Genomic DNA, 24,416 nt, shown 5'->3' with positions numbered 1-24,416 from the left:
TAATCAAAAAAAATAAAACAGGCTCATACGATAATTACGGAAATTGGATTGAACAAAAACAAATGATTAAAAGAAATCTTAAGGACGAATTTGAAGGTGGACTTTTAATAAAAAGAAAAATCGAATATTATGAATAAGCATGTCCGAAATTGATTGTAATCTTTCTAGTTATTAGTTAGACACATGAAACCCAATTATTGATTTCCCCTAATATTTATTCTGCTAATTATTTTAGTTTTTTGATTTATTGTTGTATATTTGACTGATAACCAGTTGATAAAAATTATGGCAAGATCAAAAAAACACCTTGGTAAGTATGTAGATCCGCGTACCGATTTCGGTTGGAAATTTTACTTCGGTAGAGAGGAGAACAAAGTCTTACTAATTGAATTTCTCAATAGCTTGTTTCAGGGAGAGAAGATAATTTCAGATCTGAGATACAAGCCTGTAGAGCATGATGGCGATTATGAAGAAATGCGTCGCGTTGTATTTGATTTACATTGTATGAGCAGCGATGGCGAGGTTTTCATCATCGAGATGCAGCAGCTCTTCCAGGAGTTTTTTAAAGATCGCGCCGTGTATTATACCTCGCGTCTCATCAATAAGCAATTAGCGCGAGGAAAGAAGGGCAGTGATTATTACCTGCCGGAAGTTTACTTTATCGGTATTCTGGAGTTTAACATGGATGGAAATGGAAGTTCTGGTGTATCCCGTGTCACAGAGCGTCCTTATTTTTATGATGTCGCGCTTTGTGACAAATTGACCAAAGAAATATTTTATGATAAATTGGGGTACAAGATGATTTCGCTTCCATTGTTCAATAAACAGCCAGAGCAACTAAAGACAGTTATGGATCAGTGGTTGTACTTACTTAAACACTTGAGTACCATGGATAGATTGCCAACATTTTTGGATAAAAGAATATTTGGTCTTATCTTTGAGATAGGAGAGATAGGTAAATTAACGGAGGAGGAACTAATGTCATACGAGGCAAGTTTAAAACATAAGCGTGATGCTGAGAGCGTATTCAATTCGGCCAAGAAATCCGGAGAAGCTTTAGGTCACGCTAAAGGTCTAGCGGAAGGAGAGCGTAAAAAAGCTCTTGAGACTGCTAGAGCATTTAAGGAAATGGGGCTGCCTATAGCTGATATTGCTAGGGGCACAGGACTTTCTGTCGAAGAGGTCGAAAAGCTCTAGTACATCAGGGCCGGCATGTCTATAAATGAAATCTATCTTGCAGTAGGTTGGAGTCATAACATGCATACCAAACTTTTTCGTTTAAGTTTTCCATTTCTTTAGTGTTTTCTGACCTCTTTCAGATGCCAGTGCAATTCCTCAGGAACTAAATCAAAGGCAAAGTGAGAGATCTCAAAATCTTTTGAGAATAGCTCCTTATTATTATGCCAAACTGTTATTTGATCCCAATAAGCCAAGAAGAAATCTCCTTCCTGAATAAACATTTATCGTCGTTTGGTAGATCTTGCCCGAAAGCTCCGTCTTCGGCAAGCTGTAAACCGTTAATCGATTAGTAAAGTAAATTAGAAAAGTTCAATCGTAACTGTCGGAAAAATGTGTACTTACACAAATTCTTCATTTGTTTTGGAAAACATAACTACAGTATCAATGTGATAAGTATTATATTTATTTGATTTCATTGACGAATGGGTTGTTGAGGACAATGAAGAAGGTGTGTTTGAGTTTGCTGTTACCCATAAACTATTTGATTTTCTGTTGCGTGGTGATAAAATAGATGAGGTACATGAGCTTATTGACGAAAGTCTCGATCATATTATTGGAGAATACCTAACGGGAGTAAGATTTCTGAACACGGGTGAAGATTTAAAGAGCATTTTAGCCTAGGCCATATTAGACACTTGCTATCCTAATTTTAGGAATATTCGTAAATTTGAGGATTATCAACAAACACTTGGAAATCCACTAGCGAATGGAAATTATATTATTTACGAAGAAAAATAAAAACAATGTAAATGATGCTATTGAGGGTGAAAAATCATACAAAAAACTAACTTCTGAAGAATGGCATCAATTTGTTCAAAATTACAATTATGATAGCGGGAATGAACCTTTTGAATGGCTAATCAAACAAAAAATATGCGACAAAGGAACTGCACTTTGTCTTTACTGGCATTTACAGCCTGATTTTTATTGTAACTTTTGGATTTTCTTAGTCAATTTTCGATTTTCCCACTACCATCGGTCTGTCTGTTCCTTTATTAATAAATGAAAACACATTGCCTTTTTTAGCCAGAATTGGCCATGTACGGTTTTCACCTTCATAATTTCTTCTTAAATTATCATACCTAGGCTCTAAAATTATCTTTCCATCATTATCTGCAAGGCCAGATTTGTCTTTTAACGTGATCTCCATTAGCTCAGGTGAAAAGTTATCGATCATATCATACATAGGCTCAAGTATAATTTTGCCTTGACGATTCAGCACACCATATTTTCCTTTCTCTTTTATCAGCATGAGATCCGGATGGTCATTAATCACTTCCAGACGGTCAAATCGAGGATTAACAACCACATTTCCTTTCGTATCAATCAATCCATAAAGCATTTCATCTCCTTTATTACTCACTACCCACGCTAGGTTGTCATAAAATTCACCAACATAGGCAAAGTCATTAAAGCGAACCTGCTTTCCATTCTCATCAATAAATAGATTTTCTCCCTTAATATTGATCTTGAAAAGTTCGCTTTGAAAAGGTTTGGCATCCTCTTTTCTATTTTCCGGTACATTAAAACTGCTGTAGTAGCCATTTCTGTTCCATTCTGGACGTTCAAACACTTTTTCACCTTTCATATTAAAAATGACATATTGGGATCCTTGTTCTGCCAGCAGGAGCTTATCGCTGAGCATCTTTAGGAGATAAATATCTTGAGTATAGGGTATCAGCACTTGTCCATCACTATTGTATACTGCCGATTCTTTGGTATAGCTCTTTCCCTCCACTTTCCTCCTAATTTCAAAAATTCGTGCATTTAACCACGTGATTTCTACATCGCCTACTGGAACAATAAACTGTTTCTTTAAACTGTTGTAGATCCCCAGTCGTTTATCATCATAAACAGGCAAGATAAAAGGACTGTCGTTAAGATCGCCATAGGTGTAGCTTCGATTGATATAGATATCAGACTGTAGGCGATATTTTGGCGGTAATATTTCTTTACCCAGGTTATCGTAAATTCCATAGAGATTCCCATTTACAGCATAAAAATAAGTTTCGCCATGCTGATTTACGATGGTAATTTCCGTAAAATTTGTAGGAAAAATAGGTTTTGCGTTTTCCCAATCGAAAATTCCTACTTTACCCTTGTCTTTTACACGCAGATAATAAGGCATCGCATCCAGTTTGGCTTCGGCGGCTATCCTTTCAAGGTATTCTTTTGAAGCATTTGCAACAGCAGGGATGAGTGATACACGGTCACCATAAAAAACTGTCTGTCCCGCTGAGTTTTTGAACTGGATCTCGTCATACTGGGGATACAATAGCAATTTGCCGCTTTCATCAATTAGCCCCATTCTTCCCGCCTTTTCTACAACAGCATGACCCCTTACAAAATCATTTATTCTATCATACAATGGAGGGGTGACTTCTTTTCCGGCAGCATCAATCAGCCCTTGCAACCCATGTTCATCAATCTTAAGAAAGTCACTACCTCTCACCGGAATTAATGATTTGTAAACTGCAGGAAGCACTACAGTCCCCTGCGAATCAATCAGACCATAGGCCTTATTTTGAAAAAATGCTGTATACTTTTTGGTTTTAAGTAAGATGTTGCTCAAGTCTTCATACGTTGGAGGAACAACTACTTTACCGCTTATATTTGCTATTCCTTGTTTTCCATTAAGATGAATTTGAAGCATATCCTCAAACAGATAGTTCTTGTCCACTTCATCATAGATAGGCGGCTGGATAATTTCACCATCCGCTGCGCGCAGCCATCCCCATTTATTGTTTTCTTTAAAACCAATGATATCTTTATTGATGATCTCCAGCGCCTGGAAGCGTGGTTTGGAAATTACTTTTCCCTCTAGATCGATAAGCCCATGCATTCCCTTTTTTTTTGTTTGTGCAAACTGGTAATTGTAATGGATGCCCGGATACCATTGCCCGTCATAATGGCTGTGTAAAGTCACCTCATCGTACTCAAAGTTGCTTAGTAATTTTCCATTTTTGTGGATCACTGCGTATGCACTGTCTTTCACTACAGAAAGCAAATCACCTGAATGATCTTTGACATCATCAACCAACAATCCAGTAACTGAATGACAGAAGTAAATTTTACCTTCTTTTTCCACTTTTACAAAAGGAGTACGATAATCACCAAAGCCGATAGCATCAAAGATAACAGGGGTCTGGGCTCTTGCTGAACCGGCAGTGAAAAGTATGAGGAATAATAATAAAAGTTTGTTGATCATCGTTTTTATTCGTCTATTAAATTATTTTTAAAGGCAATTTCGGCTCCTGTATGTTCGATATCAATTGTTTTAGATGAGATTCGCTGTCCATAAAAACAGCGGATATTTTATGTTTTCCAGCAGATGAACCGTTCGGAAAGAAAGGTCTGTAGGAGTATTCATCCACATCTTTATGCTCACTCTTATCATGAAAAATAAAGATCGACAGTAACTGTAACCTCATCGTTCACGTCCCAAGTATAAAATCTTGATTGTACACGTTTACTCAGATTAGCGACGCAATTTTTTGTATGCCATAAAGAACGTTGTCTGCCAAAACTACGCTTATCCTGTTTACAAAAACATCCCTGAATACAGGGAAATTTTTAATTTTACAGATTGCAGAAAAACCATCCCTCAATTATACATTTAGCGAATCGAAAAACAAACCTAGCGAAATATAAATGCTTTTGGAGTGATACAGTAGAAATACTTTAAATTGAAATGAAAACAAACAATTGTGACCTGCCTCCAAAAAGCAGGACTTTTAAAAATAGAGACTTGTCGGACATCTTGTAACGTAAGCGAACTGAAATCTGACAATATCGAATTCTTTAGGTCGACCAGAGGATATTGGGCATGTAAGGTATGTCATCCACTTGAAATGTTGAGCGAGACGCCTTCCTATATCAAAAAGATACAGGCTCTTGTTGATACCGGCTAACATGTCATTGCCCCAAATTAACGCGGTTATGGTAATCCTGTCCGACCGAAATAATGGATTATGACATTGAACATTTGACCGGTGACCTTATTGCACTACTTGATCATTTTGGTTACAAGGATGCCACCTTTGTCGGCCACAACTGGGATACAAATATTGTTTGGAGTTTAGCATTATTGCATCCTGAACGGGTTAATAAAATAATAAACTTGGCTTTACCTTAATGGACGACAACGAACTTTCAATGTTCATTTCTGCCTTCGAATCATCAGGGTTTACAGGAAGTATAAATTGCAAAACAAAATGGATCATGGGCAATTTTAGACGAGATAGAAGAACTGATAATTCCAAATGATTTAAAAATGGAATTTGAAAAATATCAAGGTTCAAAGGACTATTTTCTAAGTTTGAGCAAATCGACCAAAAAAATGATATTAAACTGAGGTGTACTCGTCAAAAAGCAAGAAACACGACAAAAAGTATTGACGAAATTGTACAATGTGCAGATCAAAAGCTTAAACCTAAACATTTACGATAGAAAAGACACTTCCGGTTACTGCATATTCCGGAGCATTTCGACCCCTTGGTTATTTTGGTTTATTAGGGATAAGGTTTTTAAGAGTTATTCCAATGGCCGGTAAATTAAGGTGCATGTCGCTGATGACGATATTGATTGAGCCGCTTTTGGATGAGAAGGTAGATTTAACCTATCTTTTAAAAATGATCATTATCCATGACCTTGTTGAAGCAGAAGCGGGAGACGTCTCCGTATTGGATCACATCCGCAATCCGGAGATCAGAAAGATCAAACAACGAAATGAAGAACTGGCCATTCTCAAGATCAGTCAAATGCTGGCAACAAGTAGCTGACAAGAAATCTAAGATCTTTTCTATGAATTTGATGAAAAAAACCATTAAGCTCTTTAAGCACTGTCTGTATTTAATTTTATTAAATTCACCAAACAGATATTTAAGACGGAAACAATTTCTTGCGAATTTTTCAGGCGATCCCGAAAGTGAGTAGGATGATTAGGGCCTTAATCATGTGTGATATTATTCAAATAAATATATGTGTTAATAATATTTGTTTACTAAAAATATTAGTTTTTATATTTTAATTACTTATATTTGTATTGTTAACCAATTTAAAAACAATATATTATGAGTGAATTGAAACAATCGAAATATATCGATATCACGACAGATTATGGCTTTAAAAAAGTTTTCGGATCAGATACCAATAAAGATCTTCTCATCGCTTTCTTAAACGAACTTTTTATAGGTCGCAAGGTTATTGCTGATTTATATTATAACAAAAATGAGCATGTTGGCGATACGGAGGATATCGGTTCCGTTATTTTTGATCTGACCTGTACCGCAGACAATGGAGAACGGTTTATTATTGAAGTGCAGCGCACAGCACAGGTTAATTTGAAAAAGCGCATGCTTTACTACAGTAGTAAATTGATTGCGGACCAGGCACCTAAAGGAAACCGAAGGGCTTGGAATTATGCAATTAGTGAAGTCTATATCATTGTATTAATGGATGGATTTAGGATGCCTGATGTGGGTGAGGAGAAGTATTTTTTGCACGATATTTGTCTATGTTATCGGGATCACGGTAAAATATTTTACGATGATCTGGGCTTTATATTATATTGAATTCGTTAACTTTGTTAAAGCTGAGGCAGAGTTAGATAACGATTTAGATCGTTGGCTTTATATACTCAAAAATATGTCCTCGCTGAAGGGACTTTCAAAATATTTGCGGAAACCGGTATTTGAAAAGTTATTTAAATTAGCAGAGTATAGCAAACTAAAACCAGAGGAACGAGAGATGTACAACGCAAGTTTAAGGAATAAATGGGATGCCGAGAGTATCCGAAGTAGTCAGGAAGAGCTATTGAAACGAGCGCGCGAAAAAGCAATGGCTGAAGGAAAAGTAGAGGGAAAAGCAGAGGTAATAAAAAACCTGTTGTCTTTGAATAAGTTTTCGATTTCGGATATTGCCGAACTGGCGAACGTCACTGAAGAGTTTGTAAAGCAGATCGAGGTAGAGGAGAAGGAGACTAAAGGAAAATAAAGCATATTACAATATAGGATTTTATGGCCGCTAGGATACTGTCCAAGCGGCCTTTTCTTTTTTTGTGAACAATTTAGAATTTACCCGTTGTTAAATTTAAAAATCATTACCGTATCCCGTGGCCAAGCAATCACTTTCTACCAATGGAAGCAAATCTATGGCGTTATGGGTGCACAATTGATAGCTCATCTACATTTTTTAACAGCTCGCACAATCATTATTTAGGATCATGGTTATACTCTTCATCGGTCACCGGTTTAAGCCAGACTGTTTCCCCTTTTTCCCTGCCTGTAATTGCAATCTGTACAAAAACTGAATCGGCACTTGCGCCATGCCAATGCGGGACGTCTACGGGGCATTTTACAACTTCACCTTTGCGAACGACAACCTTGGCTTTTCCTTCTTCCTGATAGTAGCCCACACCATCCAAAGCCAGGATGATCTGTCCCGCTGGATGGGAATGCCATTTGGTCCTCGCACCCGGTTCAAAGGTTACACTTCCGACCGCGTTCTGATTAACGCTATCCGCTGTTACAAGATTATTTAAATATGCTGTTCCCGTAAAGTTGTCGTTTGTAATCTTTACACCTTTGGCAAAAATTGGGTCGTTTGTTTTATCCTGTTCAGTCTTTTCCTGTTTAATCTGTTGACCACAAGAGATGGTCACTATACCCGTTACCCATAATATCACTATTTTTTTTAAATTCATGATTTTAGTTTTTTAATTAAAGTTTATCAATATGAAACCCAATTTTAGGGAAATCTCAAAGGGATAAGAAAACCAACGGCCTTTCTTTTGTACACCATACAGATAAAGCAATATACTGCTTACTTTTTAGCTGCTAATACCTTGGCCAATATTTTTTGCACATCCATTGCTTCTTTTTTACCTACTGATACCTCAATAATGGATACAAACTGCTGCAGTTTTTCCTCGGATAAACCAACATTTAAACAAATCGTCAAATGAGATTTCAGCATCGGCTCCACACCGCCTATGCTGGCTAGTACAGATACTGTTACAAGTTCCCTTTCTGCGTATGAGAGCACATCCCGTTCAAAAATATCGGCAAATAGATGTTCTTTTAGAAATACTTCGATAGTTGGGGCAAAAGCGGCATAACCAGTTTTAGGCTCTCTTTCCGGTACACCCGTTAGCTTTTCCAATATAGCTTTTCCACGATCGTATTTTGTCTTGTCGTTTCGAATAGGGGATGCCTCTGCACCTGTCCTGTCATTTATGCCTTTAGACCTTCTTTCCTCGAGTACTTCCATTAGGGTCTGCAATCCTCGTATACTTCGTGGAAAACCAGCGTAAGCATAAAGATGTATGATTCCCTCTTTAATCTGATTGGTTGTCAATCCATGATCAAGCCCTTTGTTGAGTGCATCTTTTAGTTTTGTCAGTTCACCGCTGGCCGTGGTAGCAGCAATATTTACAAGTCCCTTTTCTTTGTTACTTAAAGAATCGCTTTTGGCCGGCTGGCCTGCGTATAGCATGGAGGCTTGGCAGAATAATGTCAGTATTAATAGTATTATAAACTTTTGTCTCTTCATTATTATTTAATGTCTTTAGTAACCTTTTTTGTGATCATTATTCTGGTTGTTGGCTATCTATTTCCTGGAGTAAGCAGTTTAGTGAATGATAGTGACCCTAAATTCCAGGAGCCATTTTGTTTGACATACACTTCCGTAACCATAAAAGGATTAGTCACCTCGTTGCCACCCACTACAGCCAATAGGTCGATTCTATTGAGCAGGATAGCCGTATTGTCTATGATATTGACAGATACTTCGTGGATATCAGCCTTTTTATACCAAATGCCGCCACTCTTTATCACCTCGAGTTCCCGCTGTTTCCCCCAGGATCCGCCCATGTGGACAAACATGGATTTTTCATGAAATAGGCTGGCCAAGGAATCGACATTTTTCTCGGCCATCCATTGCCATTTGTCTTTCGAAAGTTTGATGACTTCCTGATCTGTAGCCGATTGGGCAAATGAGATTTGGATTCCGGATAGGGCCAAGCATACGCTGAGCAATAAATTTCTCATAATAAAAGTATATTGTGTTTGTTATTGAAGATTTTTACCGTAAAAATCAACCAGTTTATTTACCGCTTTTGCAACGTGTTCTTTTTTCCAATACGTTTCGATGTGCGTTGCACCATCAATTAAAAACAGCTCTTTATTTTTCGCATTTTTTGCCTTCGGAAAAGCCTCATCCGTCATATACTTGGTGTCTGCTTTGCTTCCCGCCATCATCAATAGAGGCTGGTCGATTAGTTCGATACCATCAGTCGCATCCCAGGTCATTAGGTCCATCAGGCTGCTGGTGGTATATAAAAACGTTGAATTTAGATGCGCGTGGGTTCTGTAATAGTACTCAAACCCTTCACGATAGAGGTCTGTAGGCGTTTTAGCGATTTCCTCGTCGGTTATGCTAGCAACACCAGAATATTTGATCTCTCCACCAGCTGCTTCCTGTGCGCGCGCATCCGATGCTTGTTTGAGCCTTTGCTCAATGGTATTAAGCTGCGAATTCTGAAATCCATTACGTCTCACTTCACCTGAATTAAACATACTTAATGTGGCAATGGCTTTAAGGCGTTTATCTGATTGTGCCGCTTTGAGGGTATAACCACCGCCACCACAGATCCCAAGTGTACCCAGACGGGCAGGGTCGACACCGGCATAGCCTGCTATATAGTCTGCCATCCCATGGATATCTTCTGTCCTGAACTGTGGTTTATCCGTATGTCTGGGCTCTCCGCCACTGGCTCCCTGATAAGAAGCGTCAGCAGCAATGGTTATGTAACCTGCCTCGGCAAGCCGTTGCGCGTACAGTCCGGCAGTTTGCTCCTTGATCCCGCCGTTGGGATGTGCGACGATGACGGCCGGATATTTTTTTGAAGCGTCATAGCCCGCTGGCGTATATACATTTGCAGCGATATCTATTCCATTTAATTTATAGGTTACAGGATGTATATTTACTTTTCCTTTGATATTTTCAGTAATAGCATCCCCGTAGACCAGTCCAAATGGATTTTTTGATTTGTCCTGCGCCTCGGAAATCATGCCTGTTGCCATGAACATGGCTACAATGATATATTTGATATGTTCCATTTCTTAATAATTTTAAATCTTTTATTTTGCTAGGCCGATTTTCACAAGCCAATGCTGAATTTCCTTTTCAACCGATTTTTCTTTATCACCTTCCATCACGAAAAGGATGCCATCACGTTCCACACCGCCTTTGGTTGAATATCCCTCAAGGACTTTACTGTCCGGGCAGAGCTGCTGGACGGTGTCAAAAGTACTGCCTATACCATAACCAGCATTTGTATTGAATGGGATGACAGTTTTTCCCGCTAGATTATAGTCGTTCAGGAAGCTTTTTATTGGTGGTGGCAGCTGCATTCCCCAGGTCGGAAAACCGATGAATACCACATCGTAGGTATCCATGCTATCGATTTTTGTTTTAAGAGGGGGCAGGTAGCCTGTTCTATTTTCCTGGGCGACCTGATCCACGGTAGTTTGATAATGTGCTGGATACGGTTTATCCAATTCAATTCCCACTAAGCTGCCACCCACTTTCCTGTGGATAATCTCAGCAAGAACTTTGGTATTTTTTGTCCTCGACAGGTAGACGATCAATATCTTTTTGTCCTGCAATGAATCTACTTTCTCTACCAGAGAAGTATCCTTTTGTGCTCCTGATTCTTCTGCCCGTGAGCAAGAAGTCACCGAGAGAAATATGCCGATAATAAATCCGTATAGTACTTTAGTTTTCATTTGTATCCTTCTGATTTACAAAAAGTTCTCTATAGTTTCCTACTTTATTGGTATACAGATTACGGATAATGCTACCAATGTTACTTATCCAGCTTTTTTTGTTTCAGCCAACTCGATAGTTCATCGGCAATCTGCACGTTGTTAAGGTCAGAAAACGGAAAGTGTGTATTTCCCAGGATTCCTTTTTCAGGCAGATGGACTATGGTCACATCCCCGCCATGTTTATTGACAGTGGCAGCCCACAACCGGGCCATTTCAAGTCCCGAGCGCCAATGGTCACTGTTCCATACGGTAGTCGGTTCTTTGGCGATGTTATCACCGTAGTAGACCACGATCGGTATACCTGTCAGCTTTTTGAAATCTTCGGGGGAGATAGCGGTACCTTTGAGCTCACCAAACAGTCCTGCGGATTTGATGGGTTGAGGTAGTTCTCCCTCGGGGAATACAAAGCCACTATACGGTTCGTAGGCTACAATAGCTTTGACTTTATTATTTTTTATAGCGGTCATCCATCCGGGTCCACCGCCCTGCGAATGGGTGACCAAAATACCATCACCGATTTTGTCAAATAAACTGGAAACAGCGTCCGATACCACATTGGCATCAAAAGCTCCGGTATTAGGCGTCATCTGCCGGTAAAACTGCTCCAGTGAGGCAGCATCTTTAGGAAATTGGACATTTGGAAAGTAATCCGGGTAATTTCCTAAACGGAACTGTGTGAACCAGAACTGTTCATCGGCAACAGGCTTGATCGTTGCTTCGACCATGCTTTTTCCCGCTTCTCCGCGTCGGGGCTGATCGAGCAGGTACACGCCGAAATCACGGCGCAGGAAAATGTTCTGAAAACCCTCTCGTCCATCCGGCGTAGTTTCCCATGTCTTTTTGGACTGCCCGGCACCATGTAGGAAAACCAGCGGGTATTTTTTAGCCTTTACAGGAATCTGGTAGAATGCATAGGCATGATCTCCATGATAGGTCTGACCCTGCGGCTTCAATGCATCGTTGACATTGAAATTACCAGGTTCTGCTCTGCTCAGGCCACCGATAGCAAAACTTCCCTGTGTTGCTATCTGTAACGGTTTTTGTTTTGTTTGGCCATGCAGCGATGTTATTGCCGTTAAAAGGCATGTGATGGCAATAATGTATTTTGAAAAATTCTTTATCATTTCAGTTTGTTTATTTTCCGACTCTGTTTTGTAAATCTGCGGGATAACGGGCTCCCTGAATCGTTATCTGGGAAGCCGCATCTTCTATTTGCTGAATATCTTCACGCGATAATTTCAAGGTTACAGCACCGATATTCTCTTTCAGACGGTGCAGTTTGGTAGTTCCTGGAATAGGGGCTATCCAGGATTTCTGAGCAAGCAGCCAACCCAATGCAACTTGTGCTGGCGTAGCGTCCTTTTGCAACGCGATAGATTTTACAAACTCAACTAGGGCCTGATTTGCCTTTCTGTTTTCCGCTGAAAATCGGGGTACAATATTTCTAAAATCTGTTGGGTCAAATGTGGTTGTCGAATCAATCGCTCCCGTGAGAAAACCTTTACCCAGTGGACTGAACGGAACAAAGCCTATTCCCAGCTCTTCAAGCAGCGGTAAGATATCTTTTTCGGGTTCACGGTAAAACAGAGAGTATTCACTCTGCAATGCCGCCAGGGGGAGCTCGGCATGAGCACGGCGTATTGTTTCAGTTCCCGCCTCTGATAGTCCCCAATGTTTTACTTTGCCTTCCCTGATCAGATCAGCGACTGTCCCTGCAACCTCCTCAGTAGGAATATTAGGATCAGTGCGGTGCTGATAAAGTAGGTCAATCCGATCCGTACGAAGTCGTTTTAATGATTCTTCAACTGCGATCCTGATTCTTGCCGGACTGCTATCCAGACCTTTTTTTGAATCTCCTTCCTCAAAACCAAATTTAGTCGCGATCACTACATTGTCTCTGAGTGGTTCCAATGCCTCACCCAGCAGCGTTTCATTTGCAAAGGGGCCGTAACATTCAGCCGTATCAAAAAAAGTAATTCCCGATTCAAAAGCCGAGCGGATCAACTGAATGGCATCTTTATGATCGGTAGCTGCGCCATAGCCAAAACTCAGACCCATGCAGCCCAATCCAAGTGCGGACACTTCAAGTCCGCTATTTCCTAGTTTTCTTTTTTCCATTTTAGTGTCAGTTCTAAATTTTAGATATCTAGTTTCCTTTCACTCAGCGATCTGACCATCTCAGGATCCCTGTGATCAAAAAATAGACTTTCTCCACCGTCTAAGGATTTTATGGCATCCATATCCTTCTCCGTCAGTTCAAAATCAAATATTTGAAAGTTCTCGGCTATTCTCTCCTTACGGACAGATTTGGGGATAGCGACAATGTCACGTTGTGCAAGCCATCTGAGGATTACCTGCGCAACAGATTTATTGTATTTCATTCCTATTGAGGTAAGGAGCCCATTATTGAATATATTGTTTTTCCCCTCCGCAAAAGGGCCCCAGGATTGAGTCTGGATATTATTCTCTTTCAGGAAAGCTTGATTTTCAATTTGCTGATGGAAAGGATGAGTTTCTATCTGGTTTACTGCAGGCGTAAAACCGCTGTTTGCAATAAGATCCATCATGCGGTCCGGATGAAAATTTGCCACCCCAATAGCTTTCACTTTTCCTTCGTGGTAAAGTTCTTGCATAGCCCTCCAAGATCCGAAGATATCGCCGTAAGGCTGATGGATCAGATAAAGATCGAGATAGTCAAGCTGTAGCCTTTCGAGGGATTTTTTGAAAGCAGCTTTCGTTTGTTCATATCCAGTATCCTGTACCCACAGTTTAGTTGTTATAAATAACTCCTCACGCTGCACACCACAGTTTTTTATTGCTTTGCCCACCGCTTCTTCATTTAAATAAGAGGCAGCGGTATCAATTAGACGATATCCGGTTTCGACGGCGTCAATGATCGCACGTTCGCATTCTTGGGTATCTTTTATCTGAAAAACTCCAAATCCGAGGATAGGCATTTCAATTCCGTTGTTTAATTTCACTTTATACATAATGTAAAGAGTTTATGTATTATACAATTCACTGTTAACAAAGTTCGGGTTTGCGGTCTAAGGTTTTGGTATATGCATTACGGATAGTTCTACCAATATTACTGATTCTACAAATTATTGGATTCCAGTTTTGTAAATTTGTTTTACCAGTAATGAAAGAAATGGAAGAGATCATCAATTTTAAGAGTATCACAGCATACAATAACTTCAACAACAATGAGACCTTACATCCATTGATCAGTGTTGTCGATCTGAGCAAGGCAGACACTCGCAAGCTCTCCAAGCTCAGGTATGAGTTCTATACCGTGTTTTTTAAAGAGATAAAATGTGGCGATCTGCGGTATGGTCTTAAAAACTATGACTATGAAGAGGGGACATTGATCTTTTTGGCACCCGGTCAGGTCATAGGGGAGAACGGTACCGAATTCTACCAGCCACAGGGAACAGCTTTGGTATTTCATCCAGAGTTGTTGTATGGCACTTCTCTGGCTAAGGAAATTGGCAACTATACTTTCTTTTCGTATTCAGCCAGTGAGGCATTGCATCTTTCTGAGCAGGAGAGGAAGATTATTATGGACTGTCTCAACAAAATAAAGCATGAGCTGGCACATAGTATCGACAAGCATACAAAAAAACTGATTGTCTCCAATATCGAACTCTTTTTGGATTATTGCCAGCGGTTTTATGATCGCCAGTTTATTACACGTGAAAATGTCAATAAGGGCATCCTAGAGAAATTCGATGAAAACCTGAATGCCTATTTCCAATCAGACGAACCACAGCAAAGCGGTTTGCCGACTGTAGCCTATTTTGCTGAGCAGTTATTTCTATCCGCTAACTATTTTGGAGACCTTGTCAAGAAAGAAACTGGCAAGACTGCACAGGAGTATATTCAGAACAAGTTAATCGACATTGCCAAGGAAAAGATTTTTGAGGGCCACAAAACTATAAATGAAATCGCCTTTGAACTCGGGTTCAAATATCCCCAGCATTTTAGTCGGTTATTCAAAAACAGGGTAGGGTTTACCCCAAATGAATATAGAAATCGAAGTCTAAACTAATTATGCTTTAAGCTTAAAGAGCACGGTACCTCTATGCAAATTGGAATCCTCTTTTCCTTACACTTTTTCATGCCAGTAGACATTTCACCTGGCGTCCGCTAAACTATTTCCCCTTAGCGCAGAGATGGGCTACTAAAAACAATCTTACCCACTTTGGGGATGAGCCCATTTAATGCCTACCAATGGTGAGGGCGTCAATCTGGCCCTATTGGACGTCTTGGATCTATGCGAATGCCTGGCCAACGGAGATCATACCACCCTCAAAGAGGCTATTTCAGCTTATGAAGATATCATGTTTGAAAGGGCTCCGCCTCTTTGCCGGGAAACAGTTGATGGGATAGAAGATTTTGCTTCACCAACTTATGAATCTGTACAAGAATTAGTCAACATGCTAAATTGAAATTACTACATTTGACTGGACATTAAGTTAAGAGAATTTATCAAAGGTATTTACTAATTCGTATATAGGTGGACCTAGGTCGCTTGATCGATGGAGAAACATGATATCTTATTTTAAAATAGTAACAGGTTTATTAATAGCTTTATGGATAAAGATGGTATTCAGGTTGAAGGTGGATGGAGTATTGATGCAAATCTATTTATGGATGGCTTAGGTAGTTTTAAGGAGTCATTTCTTGAAAACACATTGGTATTTAGCGCGGTCAATCATATAAATGGCCAAACGATCTCCATGACCTACGAGGATGCTGCAGTGGGATTTGCGTTGCTCCATGGTAGTTTGACACGTAAATCCGGTCAATGGATCCAGGATGAGAACACTATCTATAAAACTTTACTGAAAGGGTTTGAGATCGAAAAATTCTATACGGTTTTATCGAATTATCTAAATCCTGGGAGAAAGAACCTGTTACCGCTCAAGATATCGAGCTGGACAGTTATTCATAATAATTTGAGTGATATCTTACCTATTTCCAATGAATTACTGTTTTCAGCCGTGCGGGGTAAATTTTTTATAGATGTAAGCTTTCAAAAAAATATTGGCACTTATGCTATTTTTATGGGAATTGCGAAATCGGCCTATAATCATATTGATTATCATCTTTCTAAACCAGCAATAGAATGCATTGAACTAAATTTAAAAGACATGGATAAACTTAAAGACTTAATTAATAGTGTATTGGTGAAAAGGGAAGATTTTTTTTATCAGATCCTCCGTTCAGGATAACACTAGCTATAGCCGAAACTGCGGTCGGTTCGCCAACAAAACGATATACCTGCTGTAAGTTTGCGTTGAAATAGTCAGCTACATTCCCTAATTGATCTCCACTGTTTATTATCCTTTTTAAGAATAGATGCGGTTGAGATAAAAGATTCAAATAAACGCTTCATCTCACTGGCTATACTACGATACCCTAAAATGCTGTTTCGTCAGATACTTGCTTTTTCAAACAACATCAGGTAGGAATCATCAGTCTCACCAATAATCTTGAAACCAACATTTGAATATAGATTTTTAGCTTTATTGGTCTTTAGGACACTCAATGTTATCGTTTTTTCTGATTCAATAGCTTCTTCTATCAAATCATTTAATATTCTCCTACCGATTCCTTTGCCCTGATAGGAGGTAGCTATCTGAATTTGTATCAGCTCGATATTATCCGCTTGCCTCACTATTTTTAATAGCCCTATAGCATATTTATCTATCTCAATTATTAAGGCCTGTTCAAATTGACAGTTAATTCTTTGCAGATGAGCTTCGTCTGAGACCGGTAAAGAGCTAGCTATTAAATACGCATTCATCGTCTGTATCCTGAGATCCAACAGAAACTCTAGGTCACTTTTTAATGCAGGTCTGTATTTGATATTCGATATCATGTGTTCGCAAATTTAAAAATATAAGCCGGAAACTATCATACTCGTGGGTCGGCAAATCATCTTACACTATTTTGATTAGTTTAAATGAAGAAATTTTACACGTGATTTAAGTGGACGTCTCTTGATTCCTCCAATTTCTTTTGAGAATGTGTCGCACATTCTCAACATTTTTAAATTTCTCTAAATAGTATGCCAATAGGAGTAACTCATCGTCGTTGGCGTTCCCTGTGAATCCAGCTATTTGGATTGCGTTGCTATAGTTCAACATTGATTTTTAAGCGGTGTCAAAAGAGGTTATCATTCTGCCAAACAGTTGTTTGATCCCAGTAAGCCAAGAAGAAATCTCCTTCCTGAATAAATTCTATCCAACCATCTACTATAATTGAAGCTTGCTTGTCGGTCAAATTTAATACCCGAATAATATAGGCCTTAGGTTTTTTCCCTGTGGAATATCGATTTGATACTTTTTTGACAAAACAACTACCTGTTTTTATACGTATTTGGCGTCTGTCCCGTGCAGCGTTTAAAATACCTGCAGAATAATGATGCATCAGCAAAATCAAGTTCATCGCTGATTTGCTTAATGGATAGCGACGTGTTATTTAGATATTCCTTTGCTTTATTAATTATAGCAAATTCAATCCATGATTTAACAGATTTACCTGTCTTTTTCTTGATCAATGTACTTAGATGTTGCGGTGTTATATGTAGGTGGTCAGCATAAAAGGAAACATTACGTTGTATATGACCATGTTTATTTAGCAAGCTATAGAATGTATCTGTTATATCATTTACTCCGTTTTTTTGCAGGTTATTCTTATCCGATAGTGTGGGGTACGCCTGTGCTACGGCAGTAATTAAAGAAAAAACCAAGTATTGTATCATTTGCTCTAACAGAATTGTTTTTGGAAGCATATAATGTTTTTGAAGCAGCTGAACTATATCTTCAATCAATAATCGATCTTTTTCACTGGGTTGGATGACAGGCATATTCAACACTTCAGTATTGTTTATGAATTCTGGCAGGATAGTAAATTTATCAATAAAATCATAGGTCATCACAAATAGGACAGCCACAAAATCCGTACTCCAGTCCATTGGTTCAATGGGCATCTCAGGCAATATGATGAGTGTTTTGTTCTGATCGACAGTACAAAGTTCGTTATTGACCTTCAAAACTGCCGTACCTTTTTTACAAAATAAAAGGATTAGTCCTTCAAATTTCTGTGCTGATCTTAAATAGGAATGTATTTGCAGCGGAAAAGTGTCTATAATTATCAGTCCATCCATTTTATTTGGATAGTTAACATTATATGCGGCGTGAAGATCGGATATCTTTAATAAATCCACTGTTTTTTCTTGTAAAAATACAAAACGGCATTACTAAAGTTAGGTGAATATCTAAAATTGAACATAAACACCTTAAAACGGAATATGTTTTCCTTGCCATCATCGTCTACATTTGCTGGCAAATCAATACATGCAGTAGTAACTTTCACAATGAATGACCAAAGACAAGCATTCCAGCAGCAAAATAGGACACGTATAGCTATTTCCCTGTTTTTTTTCTCCCATGGACTGATACTTTCTTCCTGGGCTAGCAGGATACCCGTTATTAAAACTAATTTAGGTATTTCGGACGCTGAACTAGGTACGCTTTTATTGCTTATGCCCGTCGGACAGGTCAGCACAATGCCTTTATCCGCCAGATTAATTAACCATTTCGGAAGCAAAAATGCTGTCAAATACAGCTTCTTGCTATACCCGCTTATACTCGTTATCATTGGTACGGCGACAAGCTATACACAGCTTGCCATCGCGCTATATTTCTTTGGGGTAGTAGGCAATCTGTCTAATATCGCCGTGAATACCCAAGGAGTCGAGTTAGAGAATATTTTGAAAAAACCTATGATGTCCTCTTTTCATGGCACTTGGAGCATATCTGGTTTTATTGGCGCATTGATAGGGTTGCTGTTATTGAATTTTAATCAAACACCATTGATTCATTTCAGTGTGATTTTCCTCCTGGTTGTATCAATATGGATATTCAATACCAACTTCCTGCTACATGTGGTACCTGTAAAAGGAGTTCGTAAAGACAGAAGATCTATTTTCAGATATCTTGACAAAACCTTGATTCGATTAGGCTTGATAGGATTCTTGAGTATGGCAATCGAAGGCGCCATGTTTGATTGGAGCGGAGTTTACTTTCAGGATATTGTTAGGGCTCCCGAGCAACTGATCATTCTAGGTTATACTTCTTTTGTACTCATGATGGCCACAGGGCGTTTTCTCGGCGATTGGCTGATCACCAAACTGGGTAGGAAACGTTTGATTCAGCTATGCGGGATATTGATGAGTACAGGACTAATTATTTCAGTTTTCTATCCTACAGTAGTACTATGCACAATCGCCTTTATGGTCATTGGTTTAGGGAGTTCCTGCAGTGTGCCTACTGTGTATGGTGTAGCAGGCAAGCATAAGGCCGTCAGTGCTGGGAATTCATTGACGCTGATTTCAACAATAGCATTCCTTGGATTTTTAATGGGACCACCCATGATAGGCTTTATCTCCGATTTATTTGACCTCAGGTATTCTTATCTGTTGTTGTCGGTTTTCGGTATTGTTATGATTTTTATGGCTGGTAGAATGGACATATTGGATAAGGAGAAAGCGCCCATAGAATGAATGATAAGTAACCCCAATCGCTTAGATGCCAAAGAACGTCCACGAATTTTTCACCATGTGATGTAAGAGAATATTCTACACAAGACGATTGTTTATTAGATTAATTTCTAAATGCTGTCAAAGTTATTCCTGTTTGCCTTTTGAAGTAGCGAGCCAAATATGATGTATCCTCGAAATAAAGTCGATCAGCAATTTGTTTGATTGACAGCTCGGTTGTCCTTAAAAGTACTTTAATTTCTAGTATAACTTGCCTGTCAATCAAATCCTTTGGTGAATCATTTAAAAAGTCTTTAGTGATCTGAGAAAGATAATAGGGAGTAATGCTCAGTTTATTTGCATAGAATGCGACATTTCTCTGCTCCGTACTATGCTGGCTGATAAGCTCCCAAAACTTCCAACATAGCAATTCCTTTCGACTGTATTGATGTTCTATATTAATTTCTGTCAGTGAAACGCTTTCGGCTATTTTGAGAAAGAAATTTTGTAGACTATTCCGCAACATAATATGCTGATGTGTTGTGCATGTATTTTTGATGTGTTTTATTTGCGTTATCCATCCATGTAATAGGGCGACTTCCGGACCATGAGGTCTGCAAAGTGGGGATTGATGTAGAAACAAGAATAGTTGATTAGGTAAATCAAAAGCTACTTCTGCAGCCAAACTCCGATCTACAAGACAGTAGAATGCTCTGAAATCAGCGGACACCCGTTGCACCACTGTAATATTATCCTCAGCCAGGACCAATACATCATTAGTCTTTAGCAGATAATTCTTAAAATTAACGCTAACTACCGAAGAGCCTTCCAAACATACAATTAAGGAAGTATAGCCGAGCCGTAGGGGATATCCCAGACTTTGGCAAAAATTACTTTCTCCTAGTGCTAGTTTGTCTTTTCCCAAGGAAATATCCGGTGTGTAATTCATTATGGTACTTTTTATTTTTACCATAAATTTAGACTATTTATGGTAAGTAAGTGCGATTTGTTTTCAAAAGTACCCATTTTACCAAAATTTTGGCTATAACCTTATTCTATAAAGACAGTAATTTTGCTACGTACATTTAAAAATAGAATGATATGATTTTAGAGACAGAAAGATTGATTTTGCGTCCATTCAGCGATGCTGATGCAGCAGACTTATTCAAGTATGCTAAGGACGAGAGAGTAGGGCCAATTGCTGGCTGGCCTCCCCACAAGAGTGTTGAAGAAAGTAGTGAAGTAATCAAAAACATATTTTCGCAAGAGGGAGTATTTGCAATCACACTTAAAGATGACGACATTGCTATTGGGATGATTAGTTTGATTTTAGGAGAGAAAAGTAACTTTCCAATTACCGAGTCGGAAGGCGAAATTTCATATTGGCTAGGTGTTCCATTTTGGGGTAAAGGTATAATGCCTGAAGCAATCGGCGAAGTGGTACGCTATGGCTTCGAAGATTTGAGATTAGTAAATATCTGGTCCGGCTATTATGAAGGCAACGCCAAGTCAAAGATCGCACAGGAGAAGTGTGGTTTCCATCATCATCATGTGGAAGAAGCTACCGCAAATGAGTTAATGAATGACATACGTACAGAACATATCAGCCGCATGACACGTGATGAATGGACAATGACTGTCTATGGCAAGGTCTCATTCTAGTCACAAGCATCTCTATAGGGATGCTTGTGATACATTTATGTATAGGAATAAATAATTCCCTGGAGGTCAAGGTACAAATAGCTATAAAACATCAAATCTTTATGAAGTTAAATAGAATAGAGCGTTGGGAGAGAAAGCTGAATAGATACAAAAAAATAAAAAATTGCTAACATACAATGGATACAAATAGAAAAGTTTATTCCGGATTAGAGGAGATGGCGCCATATTTCCTTAGTTTCAACAAGCTATATCATATCTGTCTAGATGGAGATTATATGCCATGGTATGAAATGGGATACTGGGACAATACTTTTATACCATTTTTTATAGTTCAGGATAATACGGTAATTGCAAATGTTTCTTTATCTCCTATGGTAATGATTTTACAAGGGCAGTCCCATAAAGTTCTACAGATTAGTGCAGTGATGACACATCCTGCTTTTAGAGGTCAGGGACTATCGCGTTATCTGATGAATCATGTAATGAGCCAATTCCGTGGGCAATATGAATTCATATACCTATTTGCTAATGCAGAGGTGTTAGATTTTTACCCAAAGTTTGGTTTTGTTAGGTTAGATGAAAGTAGTTTCAAGCTTAACGATTTAACAGATTTTGAACCCGCAAGTTACGATTGGAGAAAACTTTCTATTCAAATTAGCGATGATAAAAATCTCCTGGAGCGACTTGCTAAAGACCATAGACTTCTGTCAAATACCCTGTCGTTTGAACCGAATCCTTGTTTAGCGACCTATCATTTTGTATTGCAGTTTGAAGATTCTTTGTATTATTCAGAAAAAAGAGACTGCTTAGTGTTGATGGAATTTGAAGAAGGTGACCTCAATATCTATGATATTTTTTCAAGTAGGCCATATAAATTAGAAGAGTTAATTCCTACTTTAGTTAAAACAGATACGAAAGAGATCAATTTCTTTTTTGTTCCGGATACAGATTTTGGTGGAAAACTTGAGGTCGAAAAATATCCTTTCGATGATGATGCTCTTTACATATATCCTGAACACAAAAAGGATCTATTTATGGAGAACTTTGTCTTTCCAATAACTTCTCATTATTAAATATAACATTCTAAGCGTTAGTCATTATGAAGGCGACCATTATTGGTCATCACAGCAAAAGTTGACAACAAGTAATTATTGCCTACCGATCAGGTCAGCGTATGTTCTCCAATGAGGAGATCAATCTCATACAGGAAAAGATCATAGCAGTTCTTTCTGATAAATTTGAGATAATCTTATGGTAATTACATCATAGGTTCTGCAAACTAATCGTCCGTAGAACCTATTGCTAAAGAGCCAACATCGGTCAAATTGAATTATTGACTACAAACCGAAAGATAAGATTTTTTTGCTCAAGAAGCTATTTTGATGCAGTTTCACGGGAATAAAATTCGGTGCGGAATTTGGCCGCTAAAGAATCTGAATAAAATATAGAGATATAAAATATGAACATTAGAAAAGCAGTCCAGGCAGATCTGCCAAAGATAAAAACCCTTTATTTCCAGCTCTTTGAACAGATGGCACATCATGAACCCGATTATATGCAGACAGCACATCAGGACGAAAGTTTTTTGCAAAGAGTCATTGCCGGAGAAGATCAGTTTACAGTCTTTGTATATGGGGCAGATGATGAGGTAAAAGGAATTGCAATTACACAATTACAGGAGAGCCCGCCTTACAATTGTTTCGTACCCTTGAAATGTACGTATTTAATAGACATTGTTGTTGATACGGATATGCGTGGAATGGGAATTGGTAAAACATTGATTGATCGCGTTAAAACGTGGGCAAAGGAAAGCGAAGCGGACTATGTGGAGTTGAGTGTCTTGTCTAAAAACGCTTCCGCTGCGGCACTGTATCTGCACGAGGGTTTTGAGCCGTACAGTTTATCTATGCGATTGAAAATTGAATAACTGATCAATCTAGCGGCCCTTAAAGTAATTTGACGAAGAACCATGTCAGCTAAAAGAAACGAAAAGCGATGACAAAAATGAGAAATGTTGTTATACGTTTAAATAAGATCAATAGCTTTAAGCGGGACTTAGTTTCTTAAAATCAATTAATCACAGTCCGTAAGATCATGATCTATAACAGCCTCCGGGATAGAGCCGTGTAAAAAATTATCTCTTAACCATTCTCCATATTGAAATTCTCTGTATAATGGAAAGTGTAAGTCAGTTAATTTAGTTTGATTTATCACTGTGAACTCCAAATATCTTTTGTTCTCTTTATTATCTATAGCACCTGATAATAGGAGTAGGTTCTGAATAAGGGTCTTTTTAATATCAAAATTCAAAGGTTCATTGACTACCACAAAAATATCTAAATCGCTTTTATGTTTTAGTCCTCCATCTACATAAGATCCGTAGAGGTAGAGTCCTTGAAGTGAGTCACCTAAGCTCTTTATTAAAAAGTTAGAAGTCTGCGTAATTTGTAGTGAAAGATTATGGTTAGTCATTTTTTCCAACGATTAGTTTTTTGATAAATTGATCTTCGTTGTGATAGTCAAATTGCTCAAAAGGGTAAGCAGCTAACTGTTTAAAGTGCTTTTCCCAATTTAAGGGGCTAAAACTAGCGAGCCAGCTTATATATTTTCTACTATCCCGAGTATAGCATCCTAAGTCCAATCCTACTTTATCTAATAAGGATTTGCAATAAGATATGTCGAGGGTAAAAGGAGTTGAAACAGACCATGGTGTAAAACCTACTAAAGCATCTTCTATGATAGCAGAATCAGTGGATATAAATTTAGTTATAGAATTTAATTGTACAATAATATATTCTCCAATCTCTTTTGCACTGAGAATAGTTCTATCTGCCACATTTACTATTTGAAAATCCATATTATCTATGCTTGCCCATATAACTTTAGCTATATTTTGTGTTAAAGTAATATGGAAAGTACTTTCTCCATTATATTTTAATGGAATGTAAGGTCTTTTATCAAGAATTCTTTTAATAAACCACCATTCTCTAGGGTGCTGAGAACAAATCCCATATACAGCACAAGGCCTTAAAATAGTTACAGGTTTATGGCTATGTTTTAAAAAGCACTGTTCCATATATACTTCCCAATTACGCTGTATGAAAAAGTTAGTTATAGCATATTGAAGTTGCTAC

At 38.5% G+C, this 24,416-nt stretch carries 27 protein-coding genes; 12 read left to right on the top strand and 15 right to left on the bottom strand.

Features of this window, described 5'->3' with window-relative positions; all coding sequences use genetic code 11:
- Positions 1-285 precede the first annotated feature (285 nt).
- On the top strand, positions 286-1,197 hold the full coding sequence (locus tag OGI71_RS06820) for an Rpn family recombination-promoting nuclease/putative transposase (RefSeq protein WP_282254640.1): 912 nt from the start codon (positions 286-288) through the stop codon (positions 1,195-1,197).
- A gap of 98 nt (positions 1,198-1,295) precedes the next feature.
- Here the strand turns inward: OGI71_RS06820 and OGI71_RS06815 are convergent, their stop codons facing one another.
- Positions 1,296-1,460 (bottom strand): hypothetical protein, encoded by a 165-nt coding sequence (locus tag OGI71_RS06815; RefSeq protein WP_282254639.1) that lies wholly within the window; start codon positions 1,458-1,460, stop codon positions 1,296-1,298.
- Between the two features lie 229 nt (positions 1,461-1,689).
- Here OGI71_RS06815 and OGI71_RS06810 point away from each other — a divergent pair, with 229 nt between their 5' ends.
- Positions 1,690-1,860 (top strand): hypothetical protein, encoded by a 171-nt coding sequence (locus OGI71_RS06810; RefSeq protein ID WP_282254638.1) that lies wholly within the window; start codon positions 1,690-1,692, stop codon positions 1,858-1,860.
- A gap of 325 nt (positions 1,861-2,185) precedes the next feature.
- On the opposite strand, the gene OGI71_RS06805 is transcribed toward OGI71_RS06810, so the two are convergent.
- Complete coding sequence (locus OGI71_RS06805) at positions 2,186-4,447, bottom strand: WG repeat-containing protein (protein WP_282254637.1); 2,262 nt, start codon at positions 4,445-4,447, stop codon at positions 2,186-2,188.
- Between the two features lie 1,333 nt (positions 4,448-5,780).
- On the opposite strand from OGI71_RS06805, the gene OGI71_RS06800 reads away from it, so the two are divergent.
- The 3 genes from OGI71_RS06800 to OGI71_RS06790 all read left to right on the top strand — a co-directional run bounded on the left by OGI71_RS06800 (position 5,781) and on the right by OGI71_RS06790 (position 7,233).
- Positions 5,781-6,020 (top strand): HD domain-containing protein, encoded by a 240-nt coding sequence (locus OGI71_RS06800; RefSeq protein WP_282254636.1) that lies wholly within the window; start codon positions 5,781-5,783, stop codon positions 6,018-6,020.
- A 291-nt stretch (positions 6,021-6,311) separates the two neighbouring features.
- Complete coding sequence (locus OGI71_RS06795) at positions 6,312-6,812, top strand: Rpn family recombination-promoting nuclease/putative transposase (RefSeq protein ID WP_282254635.1); 501 nt, start codon at positions 6,312-6,314, stop codon at positions 6,810-6,812.
- Positions 6,787-7,233 carry a PD-(D/E)XK nuclease family transposase gene (locus OGI71_RS06790; RefSeq protein ID WP_282254634.1) on the top strand — a complete coding sequence of 149 codons (447 nt, stop codon included), beginning with the start codon at positions 6,787-6,789 and terminating at the stop codon, positions 7,231-7,233. The genes OGI71_RS06795 and OGI71_RS06790 overlap by 26 nt, the downstream gene beginning before the upstream one ends.
- A gap of 217 nt (positions 7,234-7,450) precedes the next feature.
- Here OGI71_RS06790 and OGI71_RS06785 read toward each other — a convergent pair whose 3' ends face one another.
- The 8 genes from OGI71_RS06785 to OGI71_RS06750 form a co-directional block, all read right to left on the bottom strand.
- On the bottom strand, positions 7,451-7,942 hold the full coding sequence (locus OGI71_RS06785) for a cupin domain-containing protein (RefSeq protein WP_282254633.1): 492 nt from the start codon (positions 7,940-7,942) through the stop codon (positions 7,451-7,453).
- A gap of 119 nt (positions 7,943-8,061) precedes the next feature.
- Positions 8,062-8,790 (bottom strand): carboxymuconolactone decarboxylase family protein, encoded by a 729-nt coding sequence (locus OGI71_RS06780; RefSeq protein ID WP_282254632.1) that lies wholly within the window; start codon positions 8,788-8,790, stop codon positions 8,062-8,064.
- Between the two features lie 53 nt (positions 8,791-8,843).
- Entirely contained in the window at positions 8,844-9,287 is a 444-nt protein-coding gene (locus OGI71_RS06775) for a nuclear transport factor 2 family protein (protein ID WP_282254631.1), read from the bottom strand.
- 21 nt (positions 9,288-9,308) lie between these two features.
- Positions 9,309-10,358, bottom strand: a complete 1,050-nt coding sequence (locus tag OGI71_RS06770; protein ID WP_282254630.1) for an alpha/beta hydrolase — start codon at positions 10,356-10,358, stop codon at positions 9,309-9,311.
- A gap of 21 nt (positions 10,359-10,379) precedes the next feature.
- Positions 10,380-11,027 carry a flavodoxin gene (locus OGI71_RS06765; RefSeq protein WP_282254629.1) on the bottom strand — a complete coding sequence of 216 codons (648 nt, stop codon included), beginning with the start codon at positions 11,025-11,027 and terminating at the stop codon, positions 10,380-10,382.
- A gap of 80 nt (positions 11,028-11,107) precedes the next feature.
- Positions 11,108-12,193: an alpha/beta fold hydrolase gene (locus tag OGI71_RS06760; RefSeq protein WP_282254628.1), complete on the bottom strand. Its 1,086-nt coding sequence runs from the start codon at positions 12,191-12,193 to the stop codon at positions 11,108-11,110.
- Positions 12,194-12,203: 10 nt separating this feature from the next.
- The gene (locus OGI71_RS06755) at positions 12,204-13,187 is read right to left on the bottom strand and encodes an aldo/keto reductase (RefSeq protein ID WP_282254627.1); all 984 of its coding nucleotides are present in this window, start codon (positions 13,185-13,187) and stop codon (positions 12,204-12,206) included.
- A 20-nt stretch (positions 13,188-13,207) separates the two neighbouring features.
- Positions 13,208-14,059 carry an aldo/keto reductase gene (locus tag OGI71_RS06750; protein ID WP_282254626.1) on the bottom strand — a complete coding sequence of 284 codons (852 nt, stop codon included), beginning with the start codon at positions 14,057-14,059 and terminating at the stop codon, positions 13,208-13,210.
- A gap of 152 nt (positions 14,060-14,211) precedes the next feature.
- Here OGI71_RS06750 and OGI71_RS06745 point away from each other — a divergent pair, with 152 nt between their 5' ends.
- The 3 genes from OGI71_RS06745 to OGI71_RS06735 all read left to right on the top strand — a co-directional run bounded on the left by OGI71_RS06745 (position 14,212) and on the right by OGI71_RS06735 (position 16,306).
- Positions 14,212-15,120 carry an AraC family transcriptional regulator gene (locus tag OGI71_RS06745; RefSeq protein ID WP_335995674.1) on the top strand — a complete coding sequence of 303 codons (909 nt, stop codon included), beginning with the start codon at positions 14,212-14,214 and terminating at the stop codon, positions 15,118-15,120.
- 172 nt (positions 15,121-15,292) lie between these two features.
- Complete coding sequence (locus OGI71_RS06740) at positions 15,293-15,520, top strand: hypothetical protein (protein WP_282254625.1); 228 nt, start codon at positions 15,293-15,295, stop codon at positions 15,518-15,520.
- Positions 15,521-15,664: 144 nt separating this feature from the next.
- On the top strand, positions 15,665-16,306 hold the full coding sequence (locus tag OGI71_RS06735; RefSeq protein ID WP_282254624.1) for a hypothetical protein: 642 nt from the start codon (positions 15,665-15,667) through the stop codon (positions 16,304-16,306).
- Positions 16,307-16,509: 203 nt separating this feature from the next.
- Here the strand turns inward: OGI71_RS06735 and OGI71_RS06730 are convergent, their stop codons facing one another.
- Positions 16,510-16,956 carry a GNAT family N-acetyltransferase gene (locus OGI71_RS06730; protein ID WP_282254623.1) on the bottom strand — a complete coding sequence of 149 codons (447 nt, stop codon included), beginning with the start codon at positions 16,954-16,956 and terminating at the stop codon, positions 16,510-16,512.
- 480 nt (positions 16,957-17,436) lie between these two features.
- Positions 17,437-18,306, bottom strand: a complete 870-nt coding sequence (locus OGI71_RS06725; RefSeq protein WP_282254622.1) for a helix-turn-helix domain-containing protein — start codon at positions 18,304-18,306, stop codon at positions 17,437-17,439.
- 150 nt (positions 18,307-18,456) lie between these two features.
- Here OGI71_RS06725 and OGI71_RS06720 point away from each other — a divergent pair, with 150 nt between their 5' ends.
- A complete protein-coding gene (locus tag OGI71_RS06720) occupies positions 18,457-19,644 on the top strand; it encodes an MFS transporter (protein ID WP_282254621.1) in 1,188 nt (395 codons plus the stop codon).
- 100 nt (positions 19,645-19,744) lie between these two features.
- Here OGI71_RS06720 and OGI71_RS06715 read toward each other — a convergent pair whose 3' ends face one another.
- On the bottom strand, positions 19,745-20,569 hold the full coding sequence (locus OGI71_RS06715) for a helix-turn-helix domain-containing protein (protein ID WP_282254620.1): 825 nt from the start codon (positions 20,567-20,569) through the stop codon (positions 19,745-19,747).
- Positions 20,570-20,721: 152 nt separating this feature from the next.
- On the opposite strand from OGI71_RS06715, the gene OGI71_RS06710 reads away from it, so the two are divergent.
- The 3 genes from OGI71_RS06710 to OGI71_RS06700 all read left to right on the top strand — a co-directional run bounded on the left by OGI71_RS06710 (position 20,722) and on the right by OGI71_RS06700 (position 23,209).
- Positions 20,722-21,282: a GNAT family N-acetyltransferase gene (locus OGI71_RS06710; protein ID WP_282254619.1), complete on the top strand. Its 561-nt coding sequence runs from the start codon at positions 20,722-20,724 to the stop codon at positions 21,280-21,282.
- 176 nt (positions 21,283-21,458) lie between these two features.
- On the top strand, positions 21,459-22,355 hold the full coding sequence (locus OGI71_RS06705; RefSeq protein ID WP_282254618.1) for a GNAT family N-acetyltransferase: 897 nt from the start codon (positions 21,459-21,461) through the stop codon (positions 22,353-22,355).
- Between the two features lie 386 nt (positions 22,356-22,741).
- Positions 22,742-23,209 carry a GNAT family N-acetyltransferase gene (locus tag OGI71_RS06700; protein ID WP_282254617.1) on the top strand — a complete coding sequence of 156 codons (468 nt, stop codon included), beginning with the start codon at positions 22,742-22,744 and terminating at the stop codon, positions 23,207-23,209.
- Positions 23,210-23,355: 146 nt separating this feature from the next.
- On the opposite strand, the gene OGI71_RS06695 is transcribed toward OGI71_RS06700, so the two are convergent.
- Both OGI71_RS06695 and OGI71_RS06690 read right to left on the bottom strand, forming a co-directional pair.
- Positions 23,356-23,754, bottom strand: coding sequence for a nucleotidyltransferase domain-containing protein (locus tag OGI71_RS06695; RefSeq protein WP_282256133.1), 399 nt, complete (start codon positions 23,752-23,754; stop codon positions 23,356-23,358).
- Positions 23,747-24,358: a hypothetical protein gene (locus tag OGI71_RS06690; RefSeq protein WP_282254616.1), complete on the bottom strand. Its 612-nt coding sequence runs from the start codon at positions 24,356-24,358 to the stop codon at positions 23,747-23,749. The genes OGI71_RS06695 and OGI71_RS06690 overlap by 8 nt, the downstream gene beginning before the upstream one ends.
- Between the last annotated feature and the right edge of the window lie 58 nt (positions 24,359-24,416).

It is taken from the genome of Sphingobacterium sp. ML3W (assembly GCF_029542085.1).
Lineage (GTDB): Bacteria > Bacteroidota > Bacteroidia > Sphingobacteriales > Sphingobacteriaceae > Sphingobacterium.
This window is presented reverse-complemented; position numbering and strand designations above follow the sequence as displayed.

Excerpts from the sequence above, each read along its gene's own strand:
- OGI71_RS06735 (WP_282254624.1), top strand. The coding sequence starts at position 15,665 with ATGGATAAAGATGGTATTCAGGTTGAAGGTGGATGGAGTATTGATGCA.
- OGI71_RS06700 (WP_282254617.1), top strand. The coding sequence starts at position 22,742 with ATGAACATTAGAAAAGCAGTCCAGGCAGATCTGCCAAAGATAAAAACC.
- OGI71_RS06690 (WP_282254616.1), bottom strand. The coding sequence starts at position 24,358 with ATGGAACAGTGCTTTTTAAAACATAGCCATAAACCTGTAACTATTTTA.
- OGI71_RS06710 (WP_282254619.1), top strand. The coding sequence starts at position 20,722 with ATGATTTTAGAGACAGAAAGATTGATTTTGCGTCCATTCAGCGATGCT.
- OGI71_RS06820 (WP_282254640.1), top strand. The coding sequence starts at position 286 with ATGGCAAGATCAAAAAAACACCTTGGTAAGTATGTAGATCCGCGTACC.
- OGI71_RS06745 (WP_335995674.1), top strand. The coding sequence starts at position 14,212 with ATGAAAGAAATGGAAGAGATCATCAATTTTAAGAGTATCACAGCATAC.
- OGI71_RS06750 (WP_282254626.1), bottom strand. The coding sequence starts at position 14,059 with ATGTATAAAGTGAAATTAAACAACGGAATTGAAATGCCTATCCTCGGA.
- OGI71_RS06765 (WP_282254629.1), bottom strand. The coding sequence starts at position 11,027 with ATGAAAACTAAAGTACTATACGGATTTATTATCGGCATATTTCTCTCG.
- OGI71_RS06695 (WP_282256133.1), bottom strand. The coding sequence starts at position 23,754 with ATGACTAACCATAATCTTTCACTACAAATTACGCAGACTTCTAACTTT.
- OGI71_RS06705 (WP_282254618.1), top strand. The coding sequence starts at position 21,459 with ATGGATACAAATAGAAAAGTTTATTCCGGATTAGAGGAGATGGCGCCA.
- OGI71_RS06815 (WP_282254639.1), bottom strand. The coding sequence starts at position 1,460 with ATGTTTATTCAGGAAGGAGATTTCTTCTTGGCTTATTGGGATCAAATA.
- OGI71_RS06770 (WP_282254630.1), bottom strand. The coding sequence starts at position 10,358 with ATGGAACATATCAAATATATCATTGTAGCCATGTTCATGGCAACAGGC.
- OGI71_RS06785 (WP_282254633.1), bottom strand. The coding sequence starts at position 7,942 with ATGAATTTAAAAAAAATAGTGATATTATGGGTAACGGGTATAGTGACC.
- OGI71_RS06755 (WP_282254627.1), bottom strand. The coding sequence starts at position 13,187 with ATGGAAAAAAGAAAACTAGGAAATAGCGGACTTGAAGTGTCCGCACTT.
- OGI71_RS06795 (WP_282254635.1), top strand. The coding sequence starts at position 6,312 with ATGAGTGAATTGAAACAATCGAAATATATCGATATCACGACAGATTAT.
- OGI71_RS06740 (WP_282254625.1), top strand. The coding sequence starts at position 15,293 with ATGCCTACCAATGGTGAGGGCGTCAATCTGGCCCTATTGGACGTCTTG.
- OGI71_RS06730 (WP_282254623.1), bottom strand. The coding sequence starts at position 16,956 with ATGATATCGAATATCAAATACAGACCTGCATTAAAAAGTGACCTAGAG.
- OGI71_RS06720 (WP_282254621.1), top strand. The coding sequence starts at position 18,457 with ATGAATGACCAAAGACAAGCATTCCAGCAGCAAAATAGGACACGTATA.
- OGI71_RS06760 (WP_282254628.1), bottom strand. The coding sequence starts at position 12,193 with ATGATAAAGAATTTTTCAAAATACATTATTGCCATCACATGCCTTTTA.
- OGI71_RS06790 (WP_282254634.1), top strand. The coding sequence starts at position 6,787 with ATGATCTGGGCTTTATATTATATTGAATTCGTTAACTTTGTTAAAGCT.
- OGI71_RS06805 (WP_282254637.1), bottom strand. The coding sequence starts at position 4,447 with ATGATCAACAAACTTTTATTATTATTCCTCATACTTTTCACTGCCGGT.
- OGI71_RS06775 (WP_282254631.1), bottom strand. The coding sequence starts at position 9,287 with ATGAGAAATTTATTGCTCAGCGTATGCTTGGCCCTATCCGGAATCCAA.
- OGI71_RS06800 (WP_282254636.1), top strand. The coding sequence starts at position 5,781 with ATGGCCGGTAAATTAAGGTGCATGTCGCTGATGACGATATTGATTGAG.
- OGI71_RS06780 (WP_282254632.1), bottom strand. The coding sequence starts at position 8,790 with ATGAAGAGACAAAAGTTTATAATACTATTAATACTGACATTATTCTGC.
- OGI71_RS06715 (WP_282254620.1), bottom strand. The coding sequence starts at position 20,569 with ATGAATTACACACCGGATATTTCCTTGGGAAAAGACAAACTAGCACTA.